16 protein-coding genes are annotated in these 22,854 nt (G+C 70.3%); 8 read left to right on the forward strand and 8 right to left on the reverse strand.

The window, feature by feature from the left end:
* Positions 1–35: 35 nt before the first annotated feature.
* A complete protein-coding gene (locus ABZS69_RS10190) occupies positions 36–1,670 on the reverse strand; it encodes a phospholipid carrier-dependent glycosyltransferase (protein ID WP_355369296.1) in 1,635 nt (544 codons plus the stop codon).
* A gap of 77 nt (positions 1,671–1,747) precedes the next feature.
* On the opposite strand from ABZS69_RS10190, the gene rsmI reads away from it, so the two are divergent.
* On the forward strand, positions 1,748–2,596 hold the full coding sequence (gene rsmI, locus ABZS69_RS10195) for a 16S rRNA (cytidine(1402)-2'-O)-methyltransferase (RefSeq protein WP_355369298.1): 849 nt from the start codon (positions 1,748–1,750) through the stop codon (positions 2,594–2,596).
* Between the two features lie 52 nt (positions 2,597–2,648).
* On the forward strand, positions 2,649–4,193 hold the full coding sequence (locus ABZS69_RS10200; RefSeq protein ID WP_355369300.1) for a phospholipid carrier-dependent glycosyltransferase: 1,545 nt from the start codon (positions 2,649–2,651) through the stop codon (positions 4,191–4,193).
* Here the strand turns inward: ABZS69_RS10200 and ABZS69_RS10205 are convergent.
* A complete protein-coding gene (locus ABZS69_RS10205; RefSeq protein WP_355369302.1) occupies positions 4,129–5,604 on the reverse strand; it encodes a hypothetical protein in 1,476 nt (491 codons plus the stop codon). The two genes, ABZS69_RS10200 and ABZS69_RS10205, sit on opposite strands and share 65 nt — an antisense overlap.
* A 171-nt stretch (positions 5,605–5,775) precedes the next feature.
* Between ABZS69_RS10205 and ABZS69_RS10210 the strand changes: the two genes are divergently transcribed.
* Positions 5,776–6,999, forward strand: a complete 1,224-nt coding sequence (locus ABZS69_RS10210; protein WP_355369304.1) for a glycosyltransferase family 2 protein — start codon at positions 5,776–5,778, stop codon at positions 6,997–6,999.
* 87 nt (positions 7,000–7,086) lie between these two features.
* On the forward strand, positions 7,087–8,868 hold the full coding sequence (gene metG, locus ABZS69_RS10215) for a methionine--tRNA ligase (protein ID WP_355369306.1): 1,782 nt from the start codon (positions 7,087–7,089) through the stop codon (positions 8,866–8,868).
* Here metG and ABZS69_RS10220 read toward each other — a convergent pair.
* A complete protein-coding gene (locus tag ABZS69_RS10220; protein ID WP_355369308.1) occupies positions 8,813–10,042 on the reverse strand; it encodes an FAD-dependent monooxygenase in 1,230 nt (409 codons plus the stop codon). The genes metG and ABZS69_RS10220 overlap by 56 nt on opposite strands.
* 35 nt (positions 10,043–10,077) lie before the next feature.
* Positions 10,078–13,446, reverse strand: a complete 3,369-nt coding sequence (locus tag ABZS69_RS10225; RefSeq protein WP_355369310.1) for a BTAD domain-containing putative transcriptional regulator — start codon at positions 13,444–13,446, stop codon at positions 10,078–10,080.
* On the opposite strand from ABZS69_RS10225, the gene ABZS69_RS10230 reads away from it, so the two are divergent.
* Together ABZS69_RS10230 and ABZS69_RS10235 are read left to right on the forward strand one after the other, a co-directional pair.
* Entirely contained in the window at positions 13,445–14,320 is an 876-nt protein-coding gene (locus ABZS69_RS10230; protein ID WP_355369845.1) for a TatD family hydrolase, read from the forward strand. The genes ABZS69_RS10225 and ABZS69_RS10230 overlap by 2 nt on opposite strands.
* Before the next feature lie 187 nt (positions 14,321–14,507).
* Positions 14,508–15,347, forward strand: a complete 840-nt coding sequence (locus ABZS69_RS10235; RefSeq protein ID WP_355369312.1) for a ubiquitin-like domain-containing protein — start codon at positions 14,508–14,510, stop codon at positions 15,345–15,347.
* Between the two features lie 403 nt (positions 15,348–15,750).
* Here the strand turns inward: ABZS69_RS10235 and ABZS69_RS10240 are convergent, their stop codons facing one another.
* Positions 15,751–16,938 (reverse strand): hypothetical protein, encoded by a 1,188-nt coding sequence (locus tag ABZS69_RS10240; RefSeq protein WP_355369314.1) that lies wholly within the window; start codon positions 16,936–16,938, stop codon positions 15,751–15,753.
* Entirely contained in the window at positions 16,938–18,788 is a 1,851-nt protein-coding gene (locus tag ABZS69_RS10245) for a serine/threonine-protein kinase (protein WP_355369316.1), read from the reverse strand. The genes ABZS69_RS10240 and ABZS69_RS10245 overlap by 1 nt, the downstream gene beginning before the upstream one ends.
* A 46-nt stretch (positions 18,789–18,834) precedes the next feature.
* On the opposite strand from ABZS69_RS10245, the gene rsmA reads away from it, so the two are divergent.
* Complete coding sequence (gene rsmA, locus ABZS69_RS10250) at positions 18,835–19,695, forward strand: 16S rRNA (adenine(1518)-N(6)/adenine(1519)-N(6))-dimethyltransferase RsmA (RefSeq protein WP_355369318.1); 861 nt, start codon at positions 18,835–18,837, stop codon at positions 19,693–19,695.
* Between the two features lie 382 nt (positions 19,696–20,077).
* Entirely contained in the window at positions 20,078–20,755 is a 678-nt protein-coding gene (locus tag ABZS69_RS10255; RefSeq protein ID WP_355369320.1) for an NlpC/P60 family protein, read from the forward strand.
* On the opposite strand, the gene ABZS69_RS10260 is transcribed toward ABZS69_RS10255, so the two are convergent.
* Both ABZS69_RS10260 and ABZS69_RS10265 read right to left on the reverse strand, forming a co-directional pair.
* Positions 20,728–21,576 (reverse strand): arginase family protein, encoded by an 849-nt coding sequence (locus ABZS69_RS10260; RefSeq protein WP_355369322.1) that lies wholly within the window; start codon positions 21,574–21,576, stop codon positions 20,728–20,730. The two genes, ABZS69_RS10255 and ABZS69_RS10260, sit on opposite strands and share 28 nt — an antisense overlap.
* 93 nt (positions 21,577–21,669) lie before the next feature.
* Positions 21,670–22,572: a 4-(cytidine 5'-diphospho)-2-C-methyl-D-erythritol kinase gene (locus ABZS69_RS10265; protein WP_355369327.1), complete on the reverse strand. Its 903-nt coding sequence runs from the start codon at positions 22,570–22,572 to the stop codon at positions 21,670–21,672.
* Positions 22,573–22,854 lie beyond the last annotated feature (282 nt).

Consider the following 22,854-nt stretch of genomic DNA (forward strand, 5'->3'; position numbering starts at 1 on the left):
CCTAAGAAACCACTATTGGGCGGACGATAAGCAGATCATATCCACCGTTTCTCGAACAACATGCGGGCCTTCCACTCGGTGTACGGGATGAGTTCGGCGGACAGGATCGGGTGCAGCCACCAGAAGTTGATCAGCGCGAGCAGCGTGAACGCGCCGACCACGGCGGCCCCGACGGTGCGCCGGATCGGCATCGCCCCCGTGGCCGTCGGTTTCGACGACCCGATCAGCAGCCCGGCGCACAGCGTGATGGCCAGCACCATGAACGGCACCATCGGGATGGCGTAGAACAGGAACATCGTACGGTTGTCGGCGATGGCGAAGTAGACCCACGGCACCAGGCCCATGGCGTACGCCAGCAGCACGGCCCCCGCCCGCCAGTCGCGCGAGGAGACGTACCACGCGATCAGGGCCACCAGCGCGGCCACCGCCCCGAACCAGATCACCGGCGTGCCCACGCCCAGCACGGCCTCGGAGCAGTCCTTGACGCCGCACGTGTTCTGCCTGCCCTCGTAGTAGAAGGCGACCGGGCGCAGCAGCAACGGCCACTGCCAGGGCTCGGACATGTACGGGTGGGAGGTCTCCAGCCCGCTGTGGAAGGTGTAGACCTGCCACTGGTACTTGATCCACGACCGCATCGAGTCGAAGACGAAGAAGATCGGGTTGCCCGGGGTGGTGGCCTGGGCCCAGTTGCGCCCGTAGCCGGTCGCGTTGACGAACCAGCCGACCCAGGTGGCCATGTAGGTGAAGAACGGCACCACGGCGAACGCCAGGAACGCCTGCGGCGCGTCCTTGTTGAACGCGCCGACGTAGGGATGCCGCAGCCCGACCGCCCGGCGGGCGCCGAAGTCCCACATCACGGACATGATCGCGAAGGCCACCGCGAACGCCAGCCCCGACCACTTGACCGACATGGCGAAGGCCAGGCAGACCCCGGCGGCGATCCGCCACCACCTGATCCCCAGCGAGGGGCCGTACGGCGAGATCGGGGAGTTCTCGTACCAGGTCACGAGCCGTTCGCGGGCCTGGTCGCGGTCGACCACGAGGCAGGCGAACGCGGCCAGCACCCAGAACATCAGGAAGATGTCCAGCAGAGCCGTGCGCGAGAGCACGTAGTGCAGGCCGTCGAGGGCCAGCAGCAGGCCGGCGAAGCAGCCCAGCAGCGTCGAGCGCGTCATCCGGCGGGCCACCCTGGCCAGGACGAGGATCGACAGCGACCCGATCAGCGCGGCGGCGAAGCGCCAGCCGAACGGGTTGAGCCCGAACAGCCACTCGCCTGCGCCGATCATCCACTTGCCCAGCGGGGGGTGGACCACGTAGGAGGCGCACTTGTCGAGGGTCGCGGACGTGCACGACTGCCAGATGTCGGTGTTGCCGGCGATGATCGCCTTGTCGGCGTCCTTGACCGTGGTCCGCTCGACACCCCAGGTGATCAGCGAGAACGCGTCCTTCATATAGTACGTCTCGTCGAACACCACGGCCTTGGGATGGCCCAGGTTGATGAAGCGCAGGACGGCGCCGAAGAGGGTGACCACCAGCGGGCCGATCCAGCCCCACAGGATGCTGCCGCGCATGGGCGGCACGACACGATCGCGTACGGACATCGTCTTGGGAAGGCTGTCGCCGACCTCCGAGCTCTCGTTGGCCTGGTATGGGGAATCGGTCACCGCCATTCGGACATCGTACGGGCCCCAAGCCGATAGCAAACGCAGAAACACGGTTATTTGGGATGCCCTGCCACAATGGTCTGGTGACTGGAGACGGCAGGTTGGTGCTGGCAGGAGCCCCTATCGGCCAGGCGGGTGACGTCTCGCCGCGGCTGCGTGAGGTGCTGGGGAGCGCCGACGTGGTCGCCGCCGAGGACACCAGGCGGCTGCGCAGGCTCGCGACCGAGCTGGGCGTGGAGATCGCGGGCCGTGTGGTGTCCTATTACGACCAGAACGAGGTGGCCCGGGCAAAAGAGCTCCTGGAGACCCTGAAAGAGGGCCGCACGGTCGTGGTCATCACGGACGCGGGCATGCCGGGGGTCTCCGATCCCGGCTACCGCCTGACGCGCCTGGCGGTCGACGAGGGCATCACGGTCACCGCGCTGCCGGGGCCGAGCGCCGTCACCACCGCGCTGGCCGTGTCCGGGCTGGCCAGCGACCGGTTCTGCTTCGAGGGCTTCCCGCCGCGCAAGCCCGGCGAGCGGGCCCGCCGCCTGGCCTCCCTGGCGCGCGAGGAGCGCACGATGGTGTTCTTCGAGTCGCCGCGCCGGCTGGCGAGCTCGCTGGAGGCCATGGCCGCGGCGTTCGGCCCCGACCGGCAGGCCGCCGTGTGCCGCGAGCTGACCAAGACGTACGAGGAGGTACGCCGGGGCGGGCTCGGCGAGCTGGCCGAATGGGCGGCGAAGGAGGTCAAGGGCGAGATCACGCTCGTGGTCGCCGGATACGCGCCGGGCGAGGGCGAGCCGGACCTGGACGAGCTGGTCGCCGAGGTCGACCGCAGGGTCGCCGAGGGCACGCAGCGCAGGATCGCCGTCGCCGAGGTGGCCAAGGAGGCGGGCATCCCCAAACGCGAGCTTTACGACCTGGTTCACAGGAGATCCCCTACGCCATAGGGTGCGCATGGTGAGGAACTGGGGGGTTTCCGCTCAGCGACTGGTCCCGCCGATGCCGGGGACCCCCATGCTGGGCTGGGCCGGGCCGATCCTGGTCGCGCTCTTCGGCGGCCTCCTGCGGTTCATCAGGCTCGATGAGCCCGAGGCTGTCGTCTTCGACGAGACGTACTACGCCAAGGACGCGTACTCGCTGATCACGCACGGCGTGGAGCGGACCATGCTCGGCGACGCCAAGAACCCGATCGCCGACAACCGCCTCATCGCCGGCAACCTGGACATCTTCAAGCAGTGCCCCCAGCCCGACGACTGCGCCTCGTTCGTGGCGCACCCGCCGCTGGGCAAGTGGATGATCGGCGTGGGCGAGTGGCTGTTCGGGATGGACCCGTTCGGCTGGCGCTTCGCGGCGGCGCTGTTCGGCACGCTGTCGATCCTGATCATGGCCAGGGTGGCCCGCCGGATGACGCGCTCGACGCTGCTGGGCTGCCTGGCAGGGCTGCTGCTCTCGCTCGACGGCCTGCACCTGGTGCTGTCGCGCACGGCGCTGCTGGACATCTTCCTGATGTTCTGGGTGCTGGCCGGGTTCGCCTGCCTGGTGGCCGACCGGGACTGGGCCCGGCGACGGCTGGCCGACCTGTTCGAGCGCGGGCCGATCACCGAGCTGGGGCCGCGCCTGGGGCTGCGGCCGTGGCGGCTCGCGGCCGGGCTCTGCCTGGGGGCGGCGTGCGCGGTGAAGTGGTCGGGGGTCTTCTTCCTGATCGCGTTCGCGGTCATGAGCCTCATGTGGGACATGGGGGCCAGACGGGCGCTGGGGCTGCGGCAGCCGTACCGGGGGGCGTTCTCGTACGACCTGCCGGGGGCGTTCGCGGCCATGGCGGTCGTGCCGGCGGTCGCCTTCGTGGCCTCGTGGACCGGGTGGTTCGCCACCTCCGGCGGCTGGGGGCGCAACTGGGCGCAGGCGACCTCGTCCGGGCCTTTGTTCTTCGTGGTCGACTCGGTGCGGTCGTGGCTGCAGTACCAGGTGCAGGTGCTGGGCTATCACAGCAACCTGCACGAATATCACCCGTACATGTCCGAGCCGTGGCAGTGGCCGCTGCTGATCAGGCCGGTCTCGTTCCACTATCCGGCGGACCTGCCGTCGTCGGCGTGCGGGGCCGACAAGTGCTCACAGGCCGTGCTCGGGGTGGGCACCCCGGCCGTGTGGTACGCCGCCGTGCTGGCGCTGATCGGCCTCGTCGCCTGGTACGTGGCCACGCGCGACTGGCGGGCCGGGGCGGTGCTGCTGAGCGTCGCGGCCGGTTGGCTGCCGTGGTTCTACTACGCGCTCGCCGACAACCGGACGATGTACCTGTTCTACATGATCCCCGTCGTGCCGTTCATGGTGCTGGCGATCGTGCTGGTGGCGGGGCTGGTGCTGGGCAGGCAGGACGCCCCCGCGTCCCGGCGGGCGACCGGGGCCGCGGTGGTGGGGGCGCTCTCGCTCCTCGCGCTGATCAACTTCTGGTGGCTCTATCCGGTGCTGACCGCCGAGACGATCACACACGCAGACTGGTGGGCTCGGATGCTGATGAGTTCTTGGGTGACCGCCGCGCCCAAGTGACGCCGCGGCGCAGCGTGATCGCCGCGGCGACGCAGGCCAGCGGGACGGCCGGGAGCACGTACCGGTAGTCGAACTCCGCCGTCGCCGCCGGGGCCAGCAGCAGGCCGACCGCGCCCAGCCACGGCAGCGCCACCGGGCCGCCGAACTTGCGCCACCTGACCGCGACGCCGTACAGGCCGATCAGCAGGATGCCGCCGAGCATGATGCCGCGCAGGTAGAACACCTTCTGGTAGCCGCTCATGATGTCGGCCCACGGGTGCACGATCCGGGTCTCCGGCGGGCCCTGCTCGTAGCTGAACGCGTCGGTGTCGGTGCGGCCGCCCGCGTACGACGACCACTTCGGCAGCCGCTTGGGCTGGCCGCTCTCGTCCGGCTCGACGTACGGCTTGAACTCGTACATGCCGTAAGTGGAAGGGTCGGGGAACATCGGCCGGCCCCAGTGGAACGAGCGGAAGAAGTCGCGGGTGACCACCTTCAGGTAGTCGCCGGGCTGCGAGAGGATCGCCCGCGTGGCGAACGCGCTGGCCGCGTCGTTGGTGATCTCGCTCCACTTCTTGTTGATGCCCCACCGGTGCAGCACCTCGCCGGTGCCGGTGCCGTCGCCGTTGCCCTGGCCCCACAGGTACCACTGCGCGTAGTCCTTGCGCTGGCTGACCGGGTCGTTGATGCACAGCAGGAGGAGCTGGACCTCCTTGTACTTGTCGATCTTCATCTTGTTGCAGTCGGCGAAGATGGCCGTACGCATGTAGAGGATGAGACCGTCGCTGTTGGTCATCGCGAACTTGCCGTACGCGGAGGCGAACCAGCCCATGTACGCCATCACCGGCACCGCGCAGACCGTGATCACGGCGACGATCGGGCGCCAGCCGGTGCGCTTGACCAGCAGGTAGAGCACCACCAGCGCCAGGATCGGCAGGCCGATCGAGCGGGTCAGCCACGTCAGCGCCAGCAGCAGGCCGACGACCGCGCCCGCCTGCCACGACAGCCGCCGCTTCCACAGCACCAGCGTGATGACGCCCACCACGAGCAGCGTGAACATGGAGTCGGACATCACCATCTGCTCAAGCTGGATCTGGTACGCGTCCAGCAGCACCGGCGCCGCCGCCAGCGTGGCGCCCCACTTCGGCAGCCGGAACTTGATCCGCAGCAACGCGTAGATCAGGCAGGCCGTGGCCAGGCCCATCAGGTGCTGCGTGAAGATCACCAGCGCGAAGCTGTGGAACGGCTTGAGCAGCATCAGCCAGAAGCTGTAGCCGTCGGGCCTGATCGGGTGCGGGCGCGGGTGCAGCGCCACCGAGACGTACTCGTAGGAGTCGTTGAACCACATGGCCGGGCCGTAGCCGAGCATGGTGATGAGCCGCAGCACGGCGCCGACGCCGAAAACCGCGGCGAACACTCGATGCCGGCGCAAGAATGCCAGCCAACGCGCTGCCCGGCCTGGGGCGGAGTGGTCCACAGGGGTAATCTCCGCGACGCTCACCATGCTGTAAAGAATGCCAGTCGTTTTTGGGTCTTGACCCGAGCACGGTTGGGCAGAGGGCATGATGGTTCACTGGAAGAGTCTTAACTGAAGGGTAGACACGTGGAACTGACGGTGGTCATGCCCTGCCTCAACGAGGCGGAGACCGTGGAAGTCTGTGTACGCAAGGCGCTGGCGTGCATGGAGGAGCACGGCATCGAGGGCGAGGTCCTGATCGCCGACAACGGCAGCACGGACGGCTCGCAACAGCTCGCCCGCGACGCCGGAGCCCGCGTGGTCCACGTCGACGAGAAGGGCTATGGCAACGCCCTCATGGGCGGAATCAGGGCGGCGCGCGGCAAGTACGTCATCATGGGCGACGCCGACGACTCCTATGACTTCACCGCGCTGCTGCCGTTCGTGGAGCAGCTGCGCGACGGCGCCGACCTGGTGATGGGAAACCGGTTCAAGGGCGGCATCGCCCCGGGCGCCATGCCCCCGCTGCACCGCTACCTCGGCAACCCGGTGCTGTCGTTCGTCGGCCGGCTGTTCTTCCCCTCGGCCATCGGCGACTTCCACTGCGGCCTGCGTGGCTTCCGGCGCGACTCCATCCTCAATCTGCAGCTGCAGACGGGCGGCATGGAGTTCGCCTCCGAGATGGTGGTCCGCTCGACGCTGTCGGGCCTCGACGTGCGCGAGGTGCCCACCACGCTCTCGCCCGACGGCCGCTCCCGCCCGCCGCACCTGCGCTCGTGGCGCGACGGCTGGCGCCACCTGCGCTTCCTGCTGCTCTACAGCCCGAAGTGGCTGTTCTTCTACCCCGGCGTGCTGATGATGATCGTCGGCGTGATCGCCGGGACGGCGCTGACGTTCGGCCCGGTGGAGATCGGGGAGCTGGCGTTCGACGTCGACACCCTCGTCGGGTCGTCCGCCCTGGTGGTGATCGGCTTCCAGGCTGCCCTGTTCGCCGTGTTCACCAAGGTCTACGCGGCCGAGGAGGGCTTCCTGCCGGAGTCGCCGCGCATCCGGCGGCTGATCGACATCGTGAGCCTGGAGAAGGGGCTCGTGGTCGGCGGCCTGCTGGCGCTGGCCGGTCTGATCGGCCTGGTGATGTCGCTGTTCCACTGGCAGGTGCGCAGCTTCGGCGAGCTCGACCCGCGCGAGTCGCTGCGTATCGTCGTGCCCTCCGCGACCGCTCTGATCATGAGCTTCCAGACGATCTTCGCGGCGCTGTTCATCAGCATCCTCGGCATCCGCCGCACCCGTGAGAGCTCCATCGACGTGGCCGCCAAGGCCGCCGAGGAGGCCGCGGAGGCGGTTTCCCTCGAAGAGTCCTCCAAGCGATAGCCGTTCCTCGCGGCGGGGTCCGTACGGGCCCCGCCGACGCGGGGGATTCGGTCCGAGACGGACAGGGAGCCCCGTAGGCTAAGGACTATGTCCCAGCACATCTTGACCGCCGTCGCGTGGCCGTACGCAAACGGCCCCCGCCACATCGGGCACGTCTCCGGGTTCGGCGTGCCGTCCGACGTCTTCAGCCGCTACCAGCGGATGGCGGGCAACAAGGTGCTGATGGTGTCCGGCACCGACGAGCACGGCACGCCCATCCAGGTGCAGGCCGACAAGGAGGGCGTGAGCGCCAGGGAGCTGGCCGACCGCTACAACCGCGTCATCGCCGAAGACCTGACCGGGCTCGGGCTCTCTTACGACCTGTTCACCAGGACGACGACGAAAAACCACTACGCCGTCACACAAGAGATCTTCAAGGGCCTCTTCGACAACGGCTATATCTTCCCCAAGACCACGATGGGTGCCATTTCCCCGTCGACCGGCCGTACGCTGCCCGACCGCTACATCGAGGGCACCTGCCCCATCTGCGGCTACGACGGCGCGCGCGGCGACCAGTGCGACAACTGCGGCAACCAGCTCGACCCGATCGAGCTGATCAACCCCAAGAGCCGCATCAACGGCGAGACGCCCACGTTCGTCGAGACCGAGCACTTCATGCTCGACCTGCCCGCCTTCACCGAGGTCCTCGGCTCCTACCTGCAGTCCAAGCAGGGCGAGTGGCGGCCCAACGTGCTGAAGTTCGCGCTCAACCTGCTCGGCGACCTGCAGCCGCGGGCGATCAGCCGCGACCTCGACTGGGGCGTGCCGATCCCGCTCGACGGCTGGCGCGACCAGCCCAACAAGCGGCTCTACGTGTGGTTCGACGCGGTGATCGGCTACCTGTCGGCCTCCATCGAGTGGGCCCGGCGCTCGGGCGACCCCGACGCGTGGCGCCAGTGGTGGCAGAACCCCGACGCCCGCGGCTACTACTTCATGGGCAAGGACAACATCGTCTTCCACGCCGAGATCTGGCCGGCGATGCTGTACGGCTACAACGGGCAGGGCGACCGCGCCGGCACGCCGGGCTCGCTCGGCACGCTGGAGGTGCCGTCCGAGGTGGTCTCCAGCGAGTTCCTGACCATGGAGGGCAAGAAGTTCTCCTCGTCCAGGCAAGTAGTAATTTACGTAAGAGATTTCCTGGCGCGTTACGACGCCGACGCCCTGCGCTACTACATCGCGGTGGCAGGTCCGGAAAATCAGGACACCGACTTCACCTGGCAGGAGTTCGTCAACCGCAACAACGGCGAGCTGGTCGCGGCCTGGGGAAACCTGGTCAACCGGTCGATCTCCATGGCGGCGAAGAACTTCGGGGCCGTGCCCGAGCCGGGCGACCTCACCGACGCCGACCGGGTGCTGCTGGAGCGCTCGCGCAACGCGTTCGCGCCGGTGGGCGCGGAGCTGAGCCGCTCGCGCTTCAAGAACGCGATCAACGAGGCGTTCGACGTGGTCCGCGAGGCCAACAAATACCTGGCCGACCAGGAGCCGTGGAAGCTCAAGGAGGACCCGGAGCGGCAGAAGTCGATCCTGCACGTCGCGCTCCAGGTCGTCGACGACGCCAAGACGATGCTCACGCCGTTCCTGCCCAGCTCGTCCAACAAGGTCGCCGCCATGCTCGGCGGCGAGGGCGTGTGGTCGGGCATGCCGGAGATCCGCGAGGTCGACGAGGACGGCGGCACCCCCTACCCGGTGATCACCGGCGAGTACGACGGGGCGGCCCGGTGGGAGCACCGTCCGATCAAGCCGGGCACCCCGCTCGCGCCGCCCGTGCCGCTGTTCAAGAAGCTCGACCCGAAGGTCGTGGACGAGGAGCTGGCCCGGCTGGGCGAGTGACCTCGTAGGCCCCGTAGTCCTTGAGGCTGATGGCGCCGGCGGTCTTCCTGACCGACTTCGCCATCAGCCCCCTCCACGGCAGATACGGCAGGAGCCGGTAGTTCTGGTTCATGAACCAGGCCATGAACCTGTTCTCCGGCACCATGAACCTGCTGACGCCCACGGCCGACTGCTGGCACCCCTCGGCGTAGGCGCGCACCTCCCGCTCGTAGCGGGCGAAGGCGGCGCGGTGGTCGCCTCCTGCCGCGGCCAGCTCGCCCGCCAGCACGTACGCGCTCACCATCGCCAGCCCGGTGCCCATGCCCGACAGCGGCGAGGCGCAGCACGCGGCGTCGCCCAGCAGCACCACCCGGCCGCGCGACCAGGAGTCCAGGCGGACCTGGCTGATCGAGTCGAAGTAGAAGTCGTCCGTCCGCCGCATCCTGCGCATCAGCTCAGGAACCTCCCAGCCGACGCCCTCGTACGCCTGCTCCAGGAGCTCCTGCTGGCGGGCGACGTCGTGCCGGTCGTAGTCGAGCGGCGGCGAGCCGAACCAGAACACGGCCTTGGCCTCGGCGTTCCCCCTCGCGCTGTAGATCGCGGCCATCTTGCCGGGGGCGTTGTAGGCGTGGCCGCTGTGGTCGAGCCCGAGGTAGTTGTCGATCGTGAACACCGCCGAGTAGAGGCCCAGGTACGACAGCTGGTCCTGGCCGAAGGTCAGGGAGCGCACGTTCGAGTGCAGGCCGTCCGCGCCCACCACGAGGTCGAAGCGCCTGGCCGGGCTCCGTTCGAAGGCGACCGTCACCCCGTCCGCGTCCTGGTCGACGGCCGTGATGGAGTCGCCGAAGATGTACTCGGTGTGGGGCTCGGTGGCGTCGTACAGGATGCGGGCCAGGTCGCCCCGGAGGATCTCGACGTCGCCCGCGAACAGGTCGGCGGGCATGGCCACGAGCTTCTTACCCGCCTCGTTCACATTCCACATGGCGCCCATGTGGGTCTGCTCACGTTCGACGGCGTCCAGGATGCCCATCTTGCGAAGGACGGTCAGGTGCGCGTCGCCGCGGAAGTCCACGGCGTAGCCGCCCTCACGGAGGGCGGGGGCGCGTTCGACGATGGTGGTGCGGTGGCCGTACCGGGTGAGCCAGAGGGCGAGCGCGGGGCCGGCGACGCTCGCGCCGGAGATCAGGATGTCCATGCCCCCGACCCTGCCGCCCCGGTCTCACCGCGCCCTCACCGGTCGCTCACCGGCCACTGCGGGCGCTGGGAGAGGGCGTCCTGGGCGCCGGTGACGGCGGTGATGGCATTCAGCGGCGACCGGTCGACGACCTCCTCGGGCACGCCGGCGAGTGCCAGCGCCTCCCGGTGCGAGAGCCGCGCGCCCGCCCGCCGGGCCCGCGCGTAGGCCCCTTCGCCCAGCGCCGCCCGTACCCGCTCCGCGACCTCGGGCTCCTGGGGCAGCTCGATGCCCCGCATGGCGACGGCGGCCCCCAGCAATGTGGCCGCGAGCTCGGCGCCGTCGTCACCGAACGCCAGCGCGGCCAGCGCCTCGAACGCCCGGGCGCTCTCGGGCAGCGCGCCCGACTCGACCGCCCCCGCCACCGCCCGTTCGTAGGACGCTCTGGCCGCCTTCCGATCCCCTTCGGCCTCGGCCACCCGGCCCAGGCCGACGTGGAGCCGGGCCAGGTTCCCCGCCGATTTGACCCATCCGGGGTCCGACTGCCGCAGCGCCCGCTCGTACAGCTCCCGCGCCCGTGCCAGGTCGCCTTCCGCGACGGCCACGTCACCGAGCCCGCGCAGCGCCGAGGCCAGATACGTCGGCAGGCCCGCCCGTTCCGCCAGCTCGGCGGCCCGCTCGTAGTCGGCCCGCGCCCCGGCCGGATCCGTCCCGATGCGGTGATCGCCCCGGTTGCACAGCAGATCGGGCAGATCCTCCTCGGCCCCGAGCTGCACGGCCAGTGCGATCGCCTCCTCCGTGCGCGCCACGGCCGTCGCGTCGTCGCCGCAGTTGCCCGCCAGCCACGAGAGCCCGTCCAGGGCCAGCGCCATGCCCCAGCGGTCGCCGAGCTGCCTGAACTGGTCGAGCGCCACCGTGAGATCGGCCTCCGCCGAGGCGAACTCCCCGGCGGCCATCTGCGGATAGGCCCAGACGAACCGGGCTATCGCCTGCTCCCACGGGTCTCCGTCCCGCGCGGCCCGCCGCAGCACCGTGAGCGCCACCGTCGGATCGATCGAACCCGCCGTGACCATCGGCCACAGGAACGTGACGAGCGGATACCGCCGCGCCCCGGAACCGCCGGTGACCATCGTCCCGGCCCAGCGCTTGTGGCTCTCCCAGGCGTCCCTGCCGGTGCTCCCGGCCAGCGCGGACAGCAGGCACAGCACGTACGCCTCGCCCAGCTCCGGATCCGGCGCGGGACCCGCCGCCTCCAGCAGCGCCACCGCCGGGCCGGTCGCGGCGGCGCGTATACCGCGCATCCACAGGTACGACGACTGCGCCGCCAGCAGCCGCATGCCGAGCGCCACCTCTCCCGAGTCCGCCGCCCAGCGCAGCGCCGCCTGCAGGTTGTCGTGCTCGGCGGCCAGCAGGTCGAGGTGGTGGAGCTGGTCGGCGCCGCGCAGGTGCGGGTCCGACCGCTCGGCCAGGTCGAGGAAGTACGCGGCGTGCGCCCGCCGTACGGTGTGCGCCTCGTCGGCGAGCTGCTCGGCGCAGAACGCGCGGATGGTCTCCAGCATGCGATAACGACCTTCGCCCGCTTGGCCCGCTTGGCCCGCCTGGGTCGCTTGGAGGAGTGACTTGTCGGCCAGGGAGTCCAACAGGTCCTCGGCGTCCGCCAGCCCGCACACCTCGGCGGCGGCCCGGGCCGTGGCGCCGCCGGAGAAGACGGTCAACCGCCCGGCCATGGCCTTCTCCCGGTCGGTGAGCAGCTCCCAACTCCACGCGACGACCGCGCGCAGGGTCTGGTGCCGGGGGTCGGCCGTCCGGCTGCCCCGCGACAGCAGGCTGAACCGATCCTGGTCCGCCAGCCGTACGGCCAGCTCGTGGGCCCCGTGCGTACGCATGCGGGCGGCGGCGAGCTCGATGGCCAGGGGGAGCCCGTCGAGTGCCGCGCAGATCCGCTCGACCGACTCGTCCGGGGTGAAACCCGGGCGCGCGGCGGTGGCCCGGTCGGTGAAGAGCCGGACGGCGTCGTCCGGGGTGAGCGGGTGCACCGGCCACAGGTGCTCGGCCGTGATGGCCAGCGGCTCGCGGCTGGTGGCGAGGACGCGGAGGTCGGGGCAGGCGGAGAGCAGGCGTTCTGCGAGCTCGGCGGCGTCGTGGACGACGTGCTCGCAGTTGTCGAGAACCAGCAGCATCGGCCGCCCGGCCAGCGCCGCGACCAGCCGGTCCGTCGGGGCGGACCGGTCTCCCGGGCCGATGGCGTGGCCGGCCAGCAGGCCGCTCTCGCGCACGCCGAGCGCGCCGAGCACCACCTGCGCGAGATCCACACCCACCGCCGTCACGCCCGCATGGACCGCGCGGAAACTCGCGTCCCCGCCACCACCCACCACGCCGCCACGTGCCGCACCGTCAGTTGGCGAGCCGCCACCTATCGAGGCCAGCTCGACCAGCACCACCTCGACCGGCTCCCGGTTCCCGCCCGAAGGCGTCCCACCGGTCGTGTGGGCGGCCGGTTTCCGATCGTCGCCCTCGGGCGTCTCGGCGATCGAGCGGGCGACCTCGATCGCCAGCCGGGTCTTGCCCGCGCCGCCCGGCCCCAGCAACGTCACCAGGCGCGCGGAGCCGAGCAACGCCGACACCGCCGCCACGTCGCCGTCTCGCCCGACGAAGCTGGTCAGCCGGGCGGGCAACGTGCGCCGTACGGAGGGGGGAAGGACCGGCGGCCCACCCTCCCCGCGCAGCAGGCGGCCGTGCAGGTCGGCCAGCTCGGACGACGGATCCGTGCCCAGCTCGTCCGCCAGCAGCCGCCGCGTGTCCTCGAACACCACCAGCGCCTCGGCAGGCCGTCCGTCCGCCTGCAGGGCACGCATGAGCTGCCCGCGCAGCCGTTCCCGTAAGGGGTGCCGCTCGATCAGCTCGCCCAGCTCCGCCACGACCTCGCGATGGGCGCCGCGCCGCAGGTCGGCCTCGATCCGGTCCTCCAGCGCGGCCAGCCGCCGCTCCTCCAGGAAGGCCCCGTGTTCGGAGTCCAGGTCCGCGACCGCCGGCCCCCGCCACAGCGCCAGGGCCTCCCGCAGCAGCCCGGCGGCCCGGACGGGGTCCCCGCCGTCCGCGAAGGAGTCCCGGCCGGCGTCGGCGAGCCGCAGGAACCGGTGGGCGTCGATGTCGTCGGGCGCCGCGAGCAGCCGGTAACCGAGCTCGGTCAGCTCGATCGCGACCCCGTCCCGCCGGAGCCGGGACACCTGCGAGTGCAGGGCGTGCACCGCGTCGCCGCGCGTCCGATCCCCGTACAGGACGTCGACGAGCCGATCCCGGGTGACCACCTCTCCGGGGCGGAGTAGCAGCAGCGCCAGCAGCGCCCGCCGGGCGGGGCCGCCGAGCGGCACCTCGCCCCCGTCCGCGCGCCAGGCCATGGTGCTGCCGAGGATGCCGAACCGCATGGACGCTACTTTAGGACTCGTGAGCAAGCTTCCCGCCGCCCCAGAGCCGCTTTCGGCACCTGTGTTCGACAGCCACTGCCATCTCGACATCATGGTCGGCAACAGGCAGGCGTCATCCGGCGATCCGGTGGCACAGGCCGCGCAGGCGTCGGAGGCCAGTGTTCGGAGCATTCTCGAGGACTCGCGGGCGGTCGGGGTGACGCGGCTGGTCACCATCGGCTACGACCTGAGGTCCTCCCGGTGGAACGCCGAGGTGGCGGCCGAGCAGGAGGGCGTGTACGCCGGGGTGGCCATCCACCCGAACGAGGCCCACGAGGCCACGTCGGAGGTCCTGGCCGAGATCGAGAGCCTCGCCGGGCGGCCGGACGTGCGGGCGGTAGGGGAGACCGGGCTCGACTACTTCCGCGACTGGGCCAGCAAGGAAGATCAGCACGCGAGCTTCCGCGCGCACATCGAGATCGCCAAGCGCACCGGCAAGGCCCTGGTCATCCACGACCGCGACGCGCATGACGACGTGCTGAGGGTGCTGGCGGAGGAGGGCGCGCCGGACAAGGTCGTCTTCCACAGCTTCTCGGGCGACGCCGAAATGGCAAAAAAGTGTGTCGACGCTGGATATTTCATGTCTTTCTCTGGCCCGGTCACGTACAAGAACGCCGCCTACCTGCGCGAGGCGGCCGAGACCGCGCCCCAAGAGCTCATGCTCGTCGAGACCGACGCCCCGTACCTGCCGCCGGTCCCGCACCGCGGCAAGCCCAACGCCCCGTACCTCATTCCCATCACTTTGCGTTGCCTGGCGGAGGTCAAAGGGATCCATCCTGATCAGTTGTGCGAGGCGATCAGTACCAACGGAGTCACAGTCTTCGGCGAGTGGTGACCATCTTTTGATGAACCCGCGGATGGGCGGACGGGTGCGGCACTAACGTTCGGGCGGTCCTGACCGCTACCGGAATCGGGCGGCCCCTGGCCGCGACCGGAGGTGCTTCGTGCGAGGAAAGAGGCGCGCGCCTCGCCCCCCGATCCCGTGGCGTTCACCGTGGACGCCGGTCGTTGGCCTGGCGGGCATGGTGGCGCTGGGGGCGCTCGTGTCGGTGTCGTTCCTGGTCAAAGAGGTCGTCGTGATCGTCGACGGCAGGCAGTCGCAGGTCCGCGCGTTCGCGGGGACCGTACGCGACGTGCTCGCCGAGGCGGGGGTCTCGGTGGGGTACGGCGACCTCGTACGCCCCGCCGTGCAGGAGGACGTCACCGACGGATCCACCATCGAGGTGCGCCACGCCCGCCCGATCCTCCTGACCCTGGACGGCCACACCAGCCGCCACCTGGTCACCGCCACGAACGTCGGCGACGCCCTCGCCGAACTCGACCTCACCCCGGCGGCCGGCAAGTTCTCCGCGCCGCCGGACGACGCGGTGCCGCTGTCGGGGATGGAGCTGACCGTCTACACCAGGCGCAAGGTGTACGTGGTCGCGGGGACGAGCCGGATCACCTCCCGTACCACGGCCAGGACCGTGCGCGAGGTGCTCAGGCAGAGGCGCATCCCGCTGCGCCGCGGCTACGTGGTGACCCCGCCGCTCGGCAGCTTCCCCGAGGACGGGACGGTCATCACGGTCGCACCGCCGCGCACCATCCCGATCCGCCCGGACGTCCTGCGGCTCAACTGGCAGGCCCTGGCCATATGCGAGGCCCAGGGCAATCCGGTGGCCTACAACCCGAACGGGCCGTACTACGGGATGTACCAGTTCAGCCTGCCCATGTGGCAGGCCGCGGGCGGTATGGGGATGCCCAGCACGTGGCCGGTGGAGGAGCAGACGTACCGGGCGCAGGTGCTCTACCAGCAGATGGGCAACCGCTGGCAGAGCCAGTGGCCGAACTGCGCCGACCGCCTCTTCGACTCCCCCCAGTAACCCACCACCCCACACCCCGACCCGCACACCTGCCCGACCACCGAACCCCACGCAACCTGCGCCGGCCCGGCCCACACGCCTGCCGATCGGTCGGCCCACCCAGCCTGCGCCGGTCCTGCCCGTATGTCCGCCGGCCCCCGTGAGCCGCGCCTGGGGCCGTACGTCCGCCAACCCCCGACTCCGTCTGGCCCCGCCTGGCTCATCCCCGCCACGCACCGGCCTCACCATCCCCGACCTCGCCTGGCCCAAGCCCGCCTGGCCCGATTGCGCCCGATGCGTATGCCGCTCTCCCCGAAGGCGTCCGGCAGCTCCCCATCCCCCCTCAAGGCACCCAGCCCGCGTCGGCGAAGCACCCACGCGGCGCTCGCCCGCCACCGCAGGGCCTCAGGCGAAGGACGCCGGTTCACCCCGCCAGAGACGCCCCGAAGTCCGCCCCCTTGGGCGGTTTGATCGGCTGAAGGGTCTCGGCGTTCCGCCCGGCCACCGTCACCTGCCCGTACGGCGGCGCATCCGGCTGCCCCACGAACAACTTGTTGCCGCTGAAGGCCACCGACCACCCGAACAGCCCGTCACCAGTGGCCAGCCGCCGATCCTCGGCCGCGTCCTTCCAGGACACCACCCGGACCCCGCCCCCGTACGGAGCGCCGATGGCCAGCCGGCCATCCGTGGACGCGGCCATCGAGAACCCGAACGCCTGCTTACCCCCCTGCGTCACCCTCCGCGTCGGCTTCCTGCCGGGGTCGAGGAGCTGCACGTACCCGGCCCCGGGCGAGCTCACCGCGTACCCGGAGCCCTCCCCGTACGCCACCGAGTAGCCGAACCTGTCACCCGAGACGTCGGTCGGCGAGTCCAGCTTGAACGACGTGATCTTGGGTGCCAGCACGTCGTCGATGAAGACCGTCGACCCCGAGTCGATCTTGCCGGTCTCCACCTGGCGGCCGGCGCCGTCATCGTTCTCGTACGGGACGCCGACGACCAGCTCGTTCTTCGGCCCGAACGCCATCGACCAGCCGAACTGGTCGCCGACCTCGCTGTTGCCCCGCACATCGTCGGTTTCCTGGCTGATCCTGCGCAACTGGCCGGTGCCCTTGCGCACGTAGATGGCGCCCACGTCGGGAAGCCGGCCCTCGTCCTCGTACGGCGCGCTGATCGCCAGCAGGTCGCCACGCGCGGCCAGCGACCAGCCGAAGTGCGCGAACCGCTGCGGCTGGGCCGCGGTCAGCCGCTGGGGAGGCGCGGCGCCGCCGCCGTAGACGACGTACGCGGCGCCGGCGTCCTCGGTGCCGTCCACGTCCGCGTACGGCGCGCCGATCACCAGGTCGGCGCAGGCGTCGGCGTCGACCTTGGCCAGCCGTACGGACCAGCCGAAGCCGTCGCCCGCGGCCAGGTCCGGGAGGGTGACAGGGATGACCTTGTCGCCCGACAGCACGTTCACCGCGCCCTTCTGGCCGTCCCCGAACGGGTCGCCGACGGCGACGTCGTCCACCCCGTCGCCGTCGAAGTCGGCGGCCCCGGCGCAGGCCGCCGCGCCGCTGTGCATGAGCGGGGTTCCCGTCGCGAGCATGAGCGCGATGAGCGTGGAGCGGATCATCACAGCGCGACCTCGATCTGCTTGCCGTTCTCGAGCATGGTCGCCGTCATCTTCACGGGTTTGCGGTACATGGCCAGGTCGAACACGAACGCGCTGTCCACCCGCCCACCCGGCAGGATGGCCGGGGGCAGGGTGAGGGCGGCAGGGTCGTGTTCGGCGCCACGGTCGTCGACCATGGTGACGACGGGCTGGATCAGCTGCCTGCGCTCGCCGCCCGGGTTCAGCATCGTCCAGCGGATCACGCAGAGCTGGCCCTGGGTCGCGACCTTGCCCTCATATTCCTTCAGCCCGCACTCCGGCGCCGACGCGACGATCGCGACGGGGTCGTCGAAGTTCGCGCCCAGCGCGAAGCGGCGGCCCACGTCGTTCGGGCCGGTGGTGCCGGCCGTCTGGGTGGGGGTGCCGGAGGTGGCGGTGGTGACCGTGGTGCGGGCGGAGGTGACGATCAGTACGGCCACCGTCACGACGATCGCCAGCACGGCGGCAGCGGCGGCGATGAGCCACCGGGTGCCCTTCGTCCTGGAGCCGCCGAGGGTGTCGGGTTCGTCGCCCACCAGGGTGCCGCCGGGCGGTCGGGTGTCGGGCGGCCGGGTGTCGGTGCCGGGCAGGCTGCCCTGCCGCAGCTGCGCCGGGACGTCCTGCCCGCGCGAGCGCTCGGCCAGCTCCTCCTGCTTCTTCTTGGCCAGGGCCTCGGCCTGAGCCTGCTCCCGCTGCCGCGCCTGCGCCTCCCAGCGCGCGAACTCCTCCTTGGCGGCCTCCTCCTCCCTCCGCGCCAGCTCCTCGACCGACGGTTGCCCCTGCTGAGGGGGCGCGGTGGACGCGGCGGCGGCCTGGCTGCCGAACGAGCCCGGCACGCTGGGGGACTTGCCGGTGGCGTCGCTCGGCGGGGGAGTCGTGAACGTGGCCGTGACGTCAGGCTCGTCCACGACGTTCTGCGGTGGCTGCCACTCGTTGAGCATCTCGGTCGCGACCAAGGTGGGCGGATCGGCGGGGCGCGCCGGCGCACTGCCTCCCACCAGGGCGATCAGGAGATCCTGTGCCGAGGGGCGCACGGCGGGGTCCATGGAGGTGGCCCGCCGTACTAACTCGTTGAGCGGCGCGGGTAGCGCGCCCAGCTCGGGCGGGGTGTTCAGCACGCGCGTGGCCAGCGTGATGGGGTCGCCGCGGCCGAACGGGTGCCGCCCGTTGCCCGCGTACGCCACCAGGCAGCCCCAGGCGAAGATGTCGGCCGCCGGGCTGACCACCTCGCCCCGCACCTGCTCGGGGGCCCACCATCCGGGGCTGCCCAGCAGTTCGCCGGAGAGCGTGAACCCGGTCTCCCGGTCGAGCGCCCTGGCGATGCCGAAGTCGATCACCCTGGGCCCCGACAACGAAAGGATCACGTTCGCCGGTTTCAGGTCTCTGTGGACGAGTCCGGCCACGTGGATCGCCGCCAGCGCCGCCGCGACCCCCAGCGCGACGCCGTGCAGCGGCCCCGGTTCCAGAGCCCCATATTTCGAGATCTGGTCAGAGAGTGGGGTGCCCGCGATGTACTCGGTCACCATGTACGGACGTCCGTCCCCGGTGTTGCCGTTGTCCAGCACCTGGGCAGTGCAGAACGAGGCCACCCGGCGCGCGTTCTCGACCTCCGCATGGAACCTGGCCGCGAACCCCTCCTGATTGGCGAACTCCGCCTTGACGACCTTGAGCGCGACAAATCGCCCCGTCGGTGCCCGCGCGAGGAAGACGGTTCCCATGCCGCCCTCGCCGAGCCGGCCAAGCAGCCGGTACGGTCCGATTTCCCGCAAGTCCGTCGGGCGGAGCGGCGCGGCGCCCGTTGGCTCCATGAGGGACGTCCCTTCCTGTTCCACGCCATCCTCTCCTTTGGTCTCCCCAAGCGCCATCGATGGTTCTTCGATGCGAGAGACTGGTTGGATGATGAGGCTGTTGGGCCCTGCAGAAATACGTATTTTGGCGGACAAGCTAGATCTCCGTCCGACAAAAAAGCTAGGCCAGAACTTCGTGATCGACGCAGGGACCGTCCGGCGCATCGTCCGCGTGGCCGATCTTTCGGAGAACGACGTGGTCATCGAGGTGGGGCCGGGCCTCGGCTCGCTCACCCTCGCCCTCCTGCCCTCGGCCGCGCACGTGGTGGCCGTCGAGATCGATCCGGTGCTGGCGGACCAACTCCCGATCACGGTGGCCGACCGCGGGGGGCTCGACAAACTCACGGTCGTGAACGCGGACGCCATGAAGGTCACCCCGGACGACCTGTCCGGCTTCACCCCCACGGCCCTCGTCGCCAACCTCCCCTACAACGTGGCCGTCCCCGTGGTCCTGCACCTCCTGGAGGTCCTGCCGTCCCTGCGCAAGGGCCTGGTCATGGTCCAGTCGGAGGTCGCCGACCGCCTCGCCGCCGGCCCCGGCTCGAAGGTGTACGGAGTGCCGTCGGCCAAGGCCGCCTGGTACGCGGACGTCCGCCGCGCCGGCCCCGTCGGCCGTACCGTCTTCTGGCCCGCCCCCAACGTCGACTCCGGCCTCGTCTCCTGGGTCCGCCGCGACCCGCCCACGACGAGCGCGTCGCGCGAGGAGGTGTTCGCCGTGGTGGACGCCGCCTTCGCCCAGCGCAGAAAAACCCTGCGCGCGGCCCTGTCGGGATGGGCGGGCAGCGCGGCCCAGGCGGAGGAGGCACTGCGAGGGGCCGGCGTGGCCCCATCCACCCGCGGCGAACAACTCGACATCACGGCCTTCGCCCGCATAGCCGAACACAAACCCTAACCCCAACCCCACCAGCGCCACCTCCACCGGCGCTGACTTCACGGGTACCGACCCCAGCAGCCCAAGCTCACCCGCACCAGCCCCGCTGATCCTGACCCCACCAGCCCAGCCCCACCAGCCCCAGCCCCACCAGGTCCATCAGCCCCACAGTCCCAATAGCCTCACCAGTCCCACCGCCCTCTCCAACGTCGCGCCCCCAACCTCAACCCCGCCGTTCCCACCCCCCTCCCAACCCTGCCGTTTCCACCACCCCAAGCCGCCCTTTTCCACAGCCCACCCCACCCAACCCCCCGCTTTCCACAGAATCACGTTCGGCCCAACCCCACCCCCCGCCCCCACATGATCCTGGCCTCCACACCCACCACACGGTCAGGAGGACACCATGATCACCCTCGCCACCTTCCTCAGGCTCACCCTCGGCGGCGGCCTCTTCGGAGGGCTCATCGCGGTTCTGACCACCCTCGCCACCACCGCCCAAGCAGCTGCCGCCGCCGCGACCCCGCCCCAACGCGGCAGCACCCAAGACCGCAGAACCATGACCCTCACAACCGAAATCGGGCCCCTTCAACGCACCTCAGACGAAAGGGCCACGGATCCCACGACCGGACTCGGGCGACTCCTCCGCACCCCCACCGGCAGGACCACCCTCACCAGGGGCCAGATCGCCGTCTCAGCCGCCCTCAACCAACTGGGAGTCTCCTTCTCCTGGGGCGGCGGCTCAGCAAAGGGCCCCACCATCGGTATCGGAAGAGGCGCCGGCACAAGGGGCTTCGACTGCAGCGGCCTGACCCTCTACGCCTGGTCAAAGGCCGGAGTCACCCTCACCCACTACACCGGCGCCCAGTTCCGCCAGGGCCGCAGAATCCCGTTCCGCGCCCGGCGCACAGGCGACCTGCTCTTCTTCGGCGGCGGCACGGGTGACCCCACCCACGTGGCCCTGTTCCTCCAGGACGGCCTCATGATCCACGCCCCAAGGACAGGCGACGTAGTCAGAAAAACGAATTTCCTCGCCTCGCCGTACTTCCGCTCCACCTACCGAGGCGTCGTACGCCCAGGTTGAGCACAGACCTTCACCAGCTCTCCCACCAGCCCGGAGAGCAGCTCCTGATCTTCCTCCCTGGACGGCTCGTACTCCATGAGCCCCAACCCCACCACCTCGAACCGCTCGGCGACAGCGGCAACGAGCGAGAGCAACTGATCAGGCTGCAGCCCACCCGGCGTAGGACACCCCACACTCCGGAAAACCAGCGGATCGAGCACATCGAAGTCGACATGAACGTAGACCACGGGCCCACGCCCCTCAGCGCCATCCTCCCCGAAAGCCCCGGCCCCACAGTCCTCGATCGCCGCCACAAGCCCCGCGGCATCCACCACCGGAAGATGCCGAACCCCGTTTTTCTCAACGAAATCAGCCTCACCCGAATCGAGATCCCGCACCCCTGCGAGCACGATCCGCCCAGGCGCCAACGGCTCCCGACCCACCAGCCCCTCGGGTCCTTCCCCGGTGAGCGCCCGCAGCACCATCCCGTGATAGGCCCCGGAAGGCGATGACTCAGGCGTGTTCAGATCCCCATGAGCATCGAACCAGACGACAACCAGCCGATCCCCGTACCGCTCCCGAGCCGCCCCGACCGGCTCAAGCTCAACCCCGCAATCCCCGCCGACCGCAACAAGGAGCCCACCGTGAGCCTGCCCAACCGCCGCACGCACCTTCGCAGCCGTCGAACGGAGATCGTCATCGACCTCCACGCACACCCGCCGGTCCGCGCCCACCATCTCAGCCAGCAGCCGCGCCCCTTCCCGCAGCCGCTCAGCCGTAGGAGCCCCGGACCCCCGCCACTGGCCCACCTCAACGACCGTCACCCCGGCGTCCACGGCCACCTCGGCCTCCTTGCTCCCGCATGGCGAATCGGATGGTCAGGACGGTACCCGAGCACCGAAGGCAGGCGAAAAGAGGGCCAACAGCAAGAGAGGTCAGACCAGGGTGGCGCCCTGGACCGGGCCGTGGGCGGCCACGGCGGTGTGGGCGGCGCCCGTGGTGGTCAGGCTGAGGGCCAGGTCGCGAGCGTGGAGCGCGTCGATGGCCAGGAAGGCGCAGGTCGGGCCAGACCCGGAGACGATCGCGCCCAGAGCTCCGTGCTGGCGGCCCGCATCCAGGGTGGGCGCGAGTTCCGGCCTCAGGTTGAGCGCGGCCGGCTGGAGGTCGTTGCTCAGATGGGCGCCCAGGGAGTAGGCGTCGCCCGTGCCCAGCGCCTCCATCAGGGAGTCGTCCAGCTGGGGCCAGGGCACCTCGGCCCCTTCGGCCGCCCTCAGACGGTCGCATTCGGCGTACACGCTGGGCGTGGAGAGCCCGCCGTTCGCCAGCGCGAACACCCAGTGAAACGTGCCCCCGGTGGGCAGCTCGCTCAACTGCTCACCACGGCCGGTGCCCACCGCCGTGCCGCCGAGCAGCGAGAACGGGACATCACTGCCCAGGTCACCGGCGATCTCCATGAGGTCCTCGAACGGCAGCCCCAGCCCCCACAGCTCGTTGCAGGCCACCAGCGCACCGGCGGCGTCCGCGCTGCCGCCCGCCATCCCGCCCGCCACGGGGATGTCCTTCTGGATGATCAGATCCGCCCCGTACGTGCGACCCGCGTGCTTGGCGAGCGCCCGAGCGGCCCGGATCGCCAGGTTGCTCTCATCGGTCGGCACCTGGTCGGCCCACTTGCCGTTCACCGCCACGGTGATCGACTCGGACTCCTTCGCCACCACCTCATCGAAGATCGATACCGCGTGGAAGACGTTCACCAGGTCGTGGTAGCCATCTTCCCTGAGCGGGCCGACAGAAAGCTGCACGTTGACCTTCGCGGGCACACGTACGGTCACCGAACTCATCGATCTTCTGCCACTCTCATCACTTGCCGGGGTCAAGGACACTCGATGTTATCGAGGCCCGCCGCCCTGACATGCGGTTCTCGAAAGATGACCAAGGGAACGGCCAACTCCTCAACACGCAGAGTCAAGTTCGTAGACATTTGCCCCAGAACCTGACCGGCGACAAGAAGTCATCCAACCATCCCCCACCCCTTCCTCCCAATGGCCCGATTCCATTGGCGGGCTGGGCGTGGGGTGATGTGGCGGGAGGACCGGAGGTGCGCAAGATCCCGGGCGTTGGGT

This window comes from Nonomuraea sp. NPDC005650 (assembly GCF_040605375.1).
Lineage (GTDB): Bacteria > Actinomycetota > Actinomycetes > Streptosporangiales > Streptosporangiaceae > Nonomuraea.

Excerpts from the sequence above, each read along its gene's own strand:
- ABZS69_RS10190 (WP_355369296.1), bottom strand. The coding sequence starts at position 1,670 with ATGGCGGTGACCGATTCCCCATACCAGGCCAACGAGAGCTCGGAGGTC.
- ABZS69_RS10200 (WP_355369300.1), top strand. The coding sequence starts at position 2,649 with ATGCCGGGGACCCCCATGCTGGGCTGGGCCGGGCCGATCCTGGTCGCG.
- metG (WP_355369306.1), top strand. The coding sequence starts at position 7,087 with ATGTCCCAGCACATCTTGACCGCCGTCGCGTGGCCGTACGCAAACGGC.
- ABZS69_RS10220 (WP_355369308.1), bottom strand. The coding sequence starts at position 10,042 with ATGGACATCCTGATCTCCGGCGCGAGCGTCGCCGGCCCCGCGCTCGCC.
- ABZS69_RS10230 (WP_355369845.1), top strand. The coding sequence starts at position 13,445 with ATGGACGCTACTTTAGGACTCGTGAGCAAGCTTCCCGCCGCCCCAGAG.
- ABZS69_RS10225 (WP_355369310.1), bottom strand. The coding sequence starts at position 13,446 with ATGCGGTTCGGCATCCTCGGCAGCACCATGGCCTGGCGCGCGGACGGG.
- ABZS69_RS10235 (WP_355369312.1), top strand. The coding sequence starts at position 14,508 with ATGGTGGCGCTGGGGGCGCTCGTGTCGGTGTCGTTCCTGGTCAAAGAG.
- ABZS69_RS10240 (WP_355369314.1), bottom strand. The coding sequence starts at position 16,938 with ATGATCCGCTCCACGCTCATCGCGCTCATGCTCGCGACGGGAACCCCG.
- rsmA (WP_355369318.1), top strand. The coding sequence starts at position 18,835 with ATGCGAGAGACTGGTTGGATGATGAGGCTGTTGGGCCCTGCAGAAATA.
- ABZS69_RS10255 (WP_355369320.1), top strand. The coding sequence starts at position 20,078 with ATGATCACCCTCGCCACCTTCCTCAGGCTCACCCTCGGCGGCGGCCTC.
- ABZS69_RS10265 (WP_355369327.1), bottom strand. The coding sequence starts at position 22,572 with ATGAGTTCGGTGACCGTACGTGTGCCCGCGAAGGTCAACGTGCAGCTT.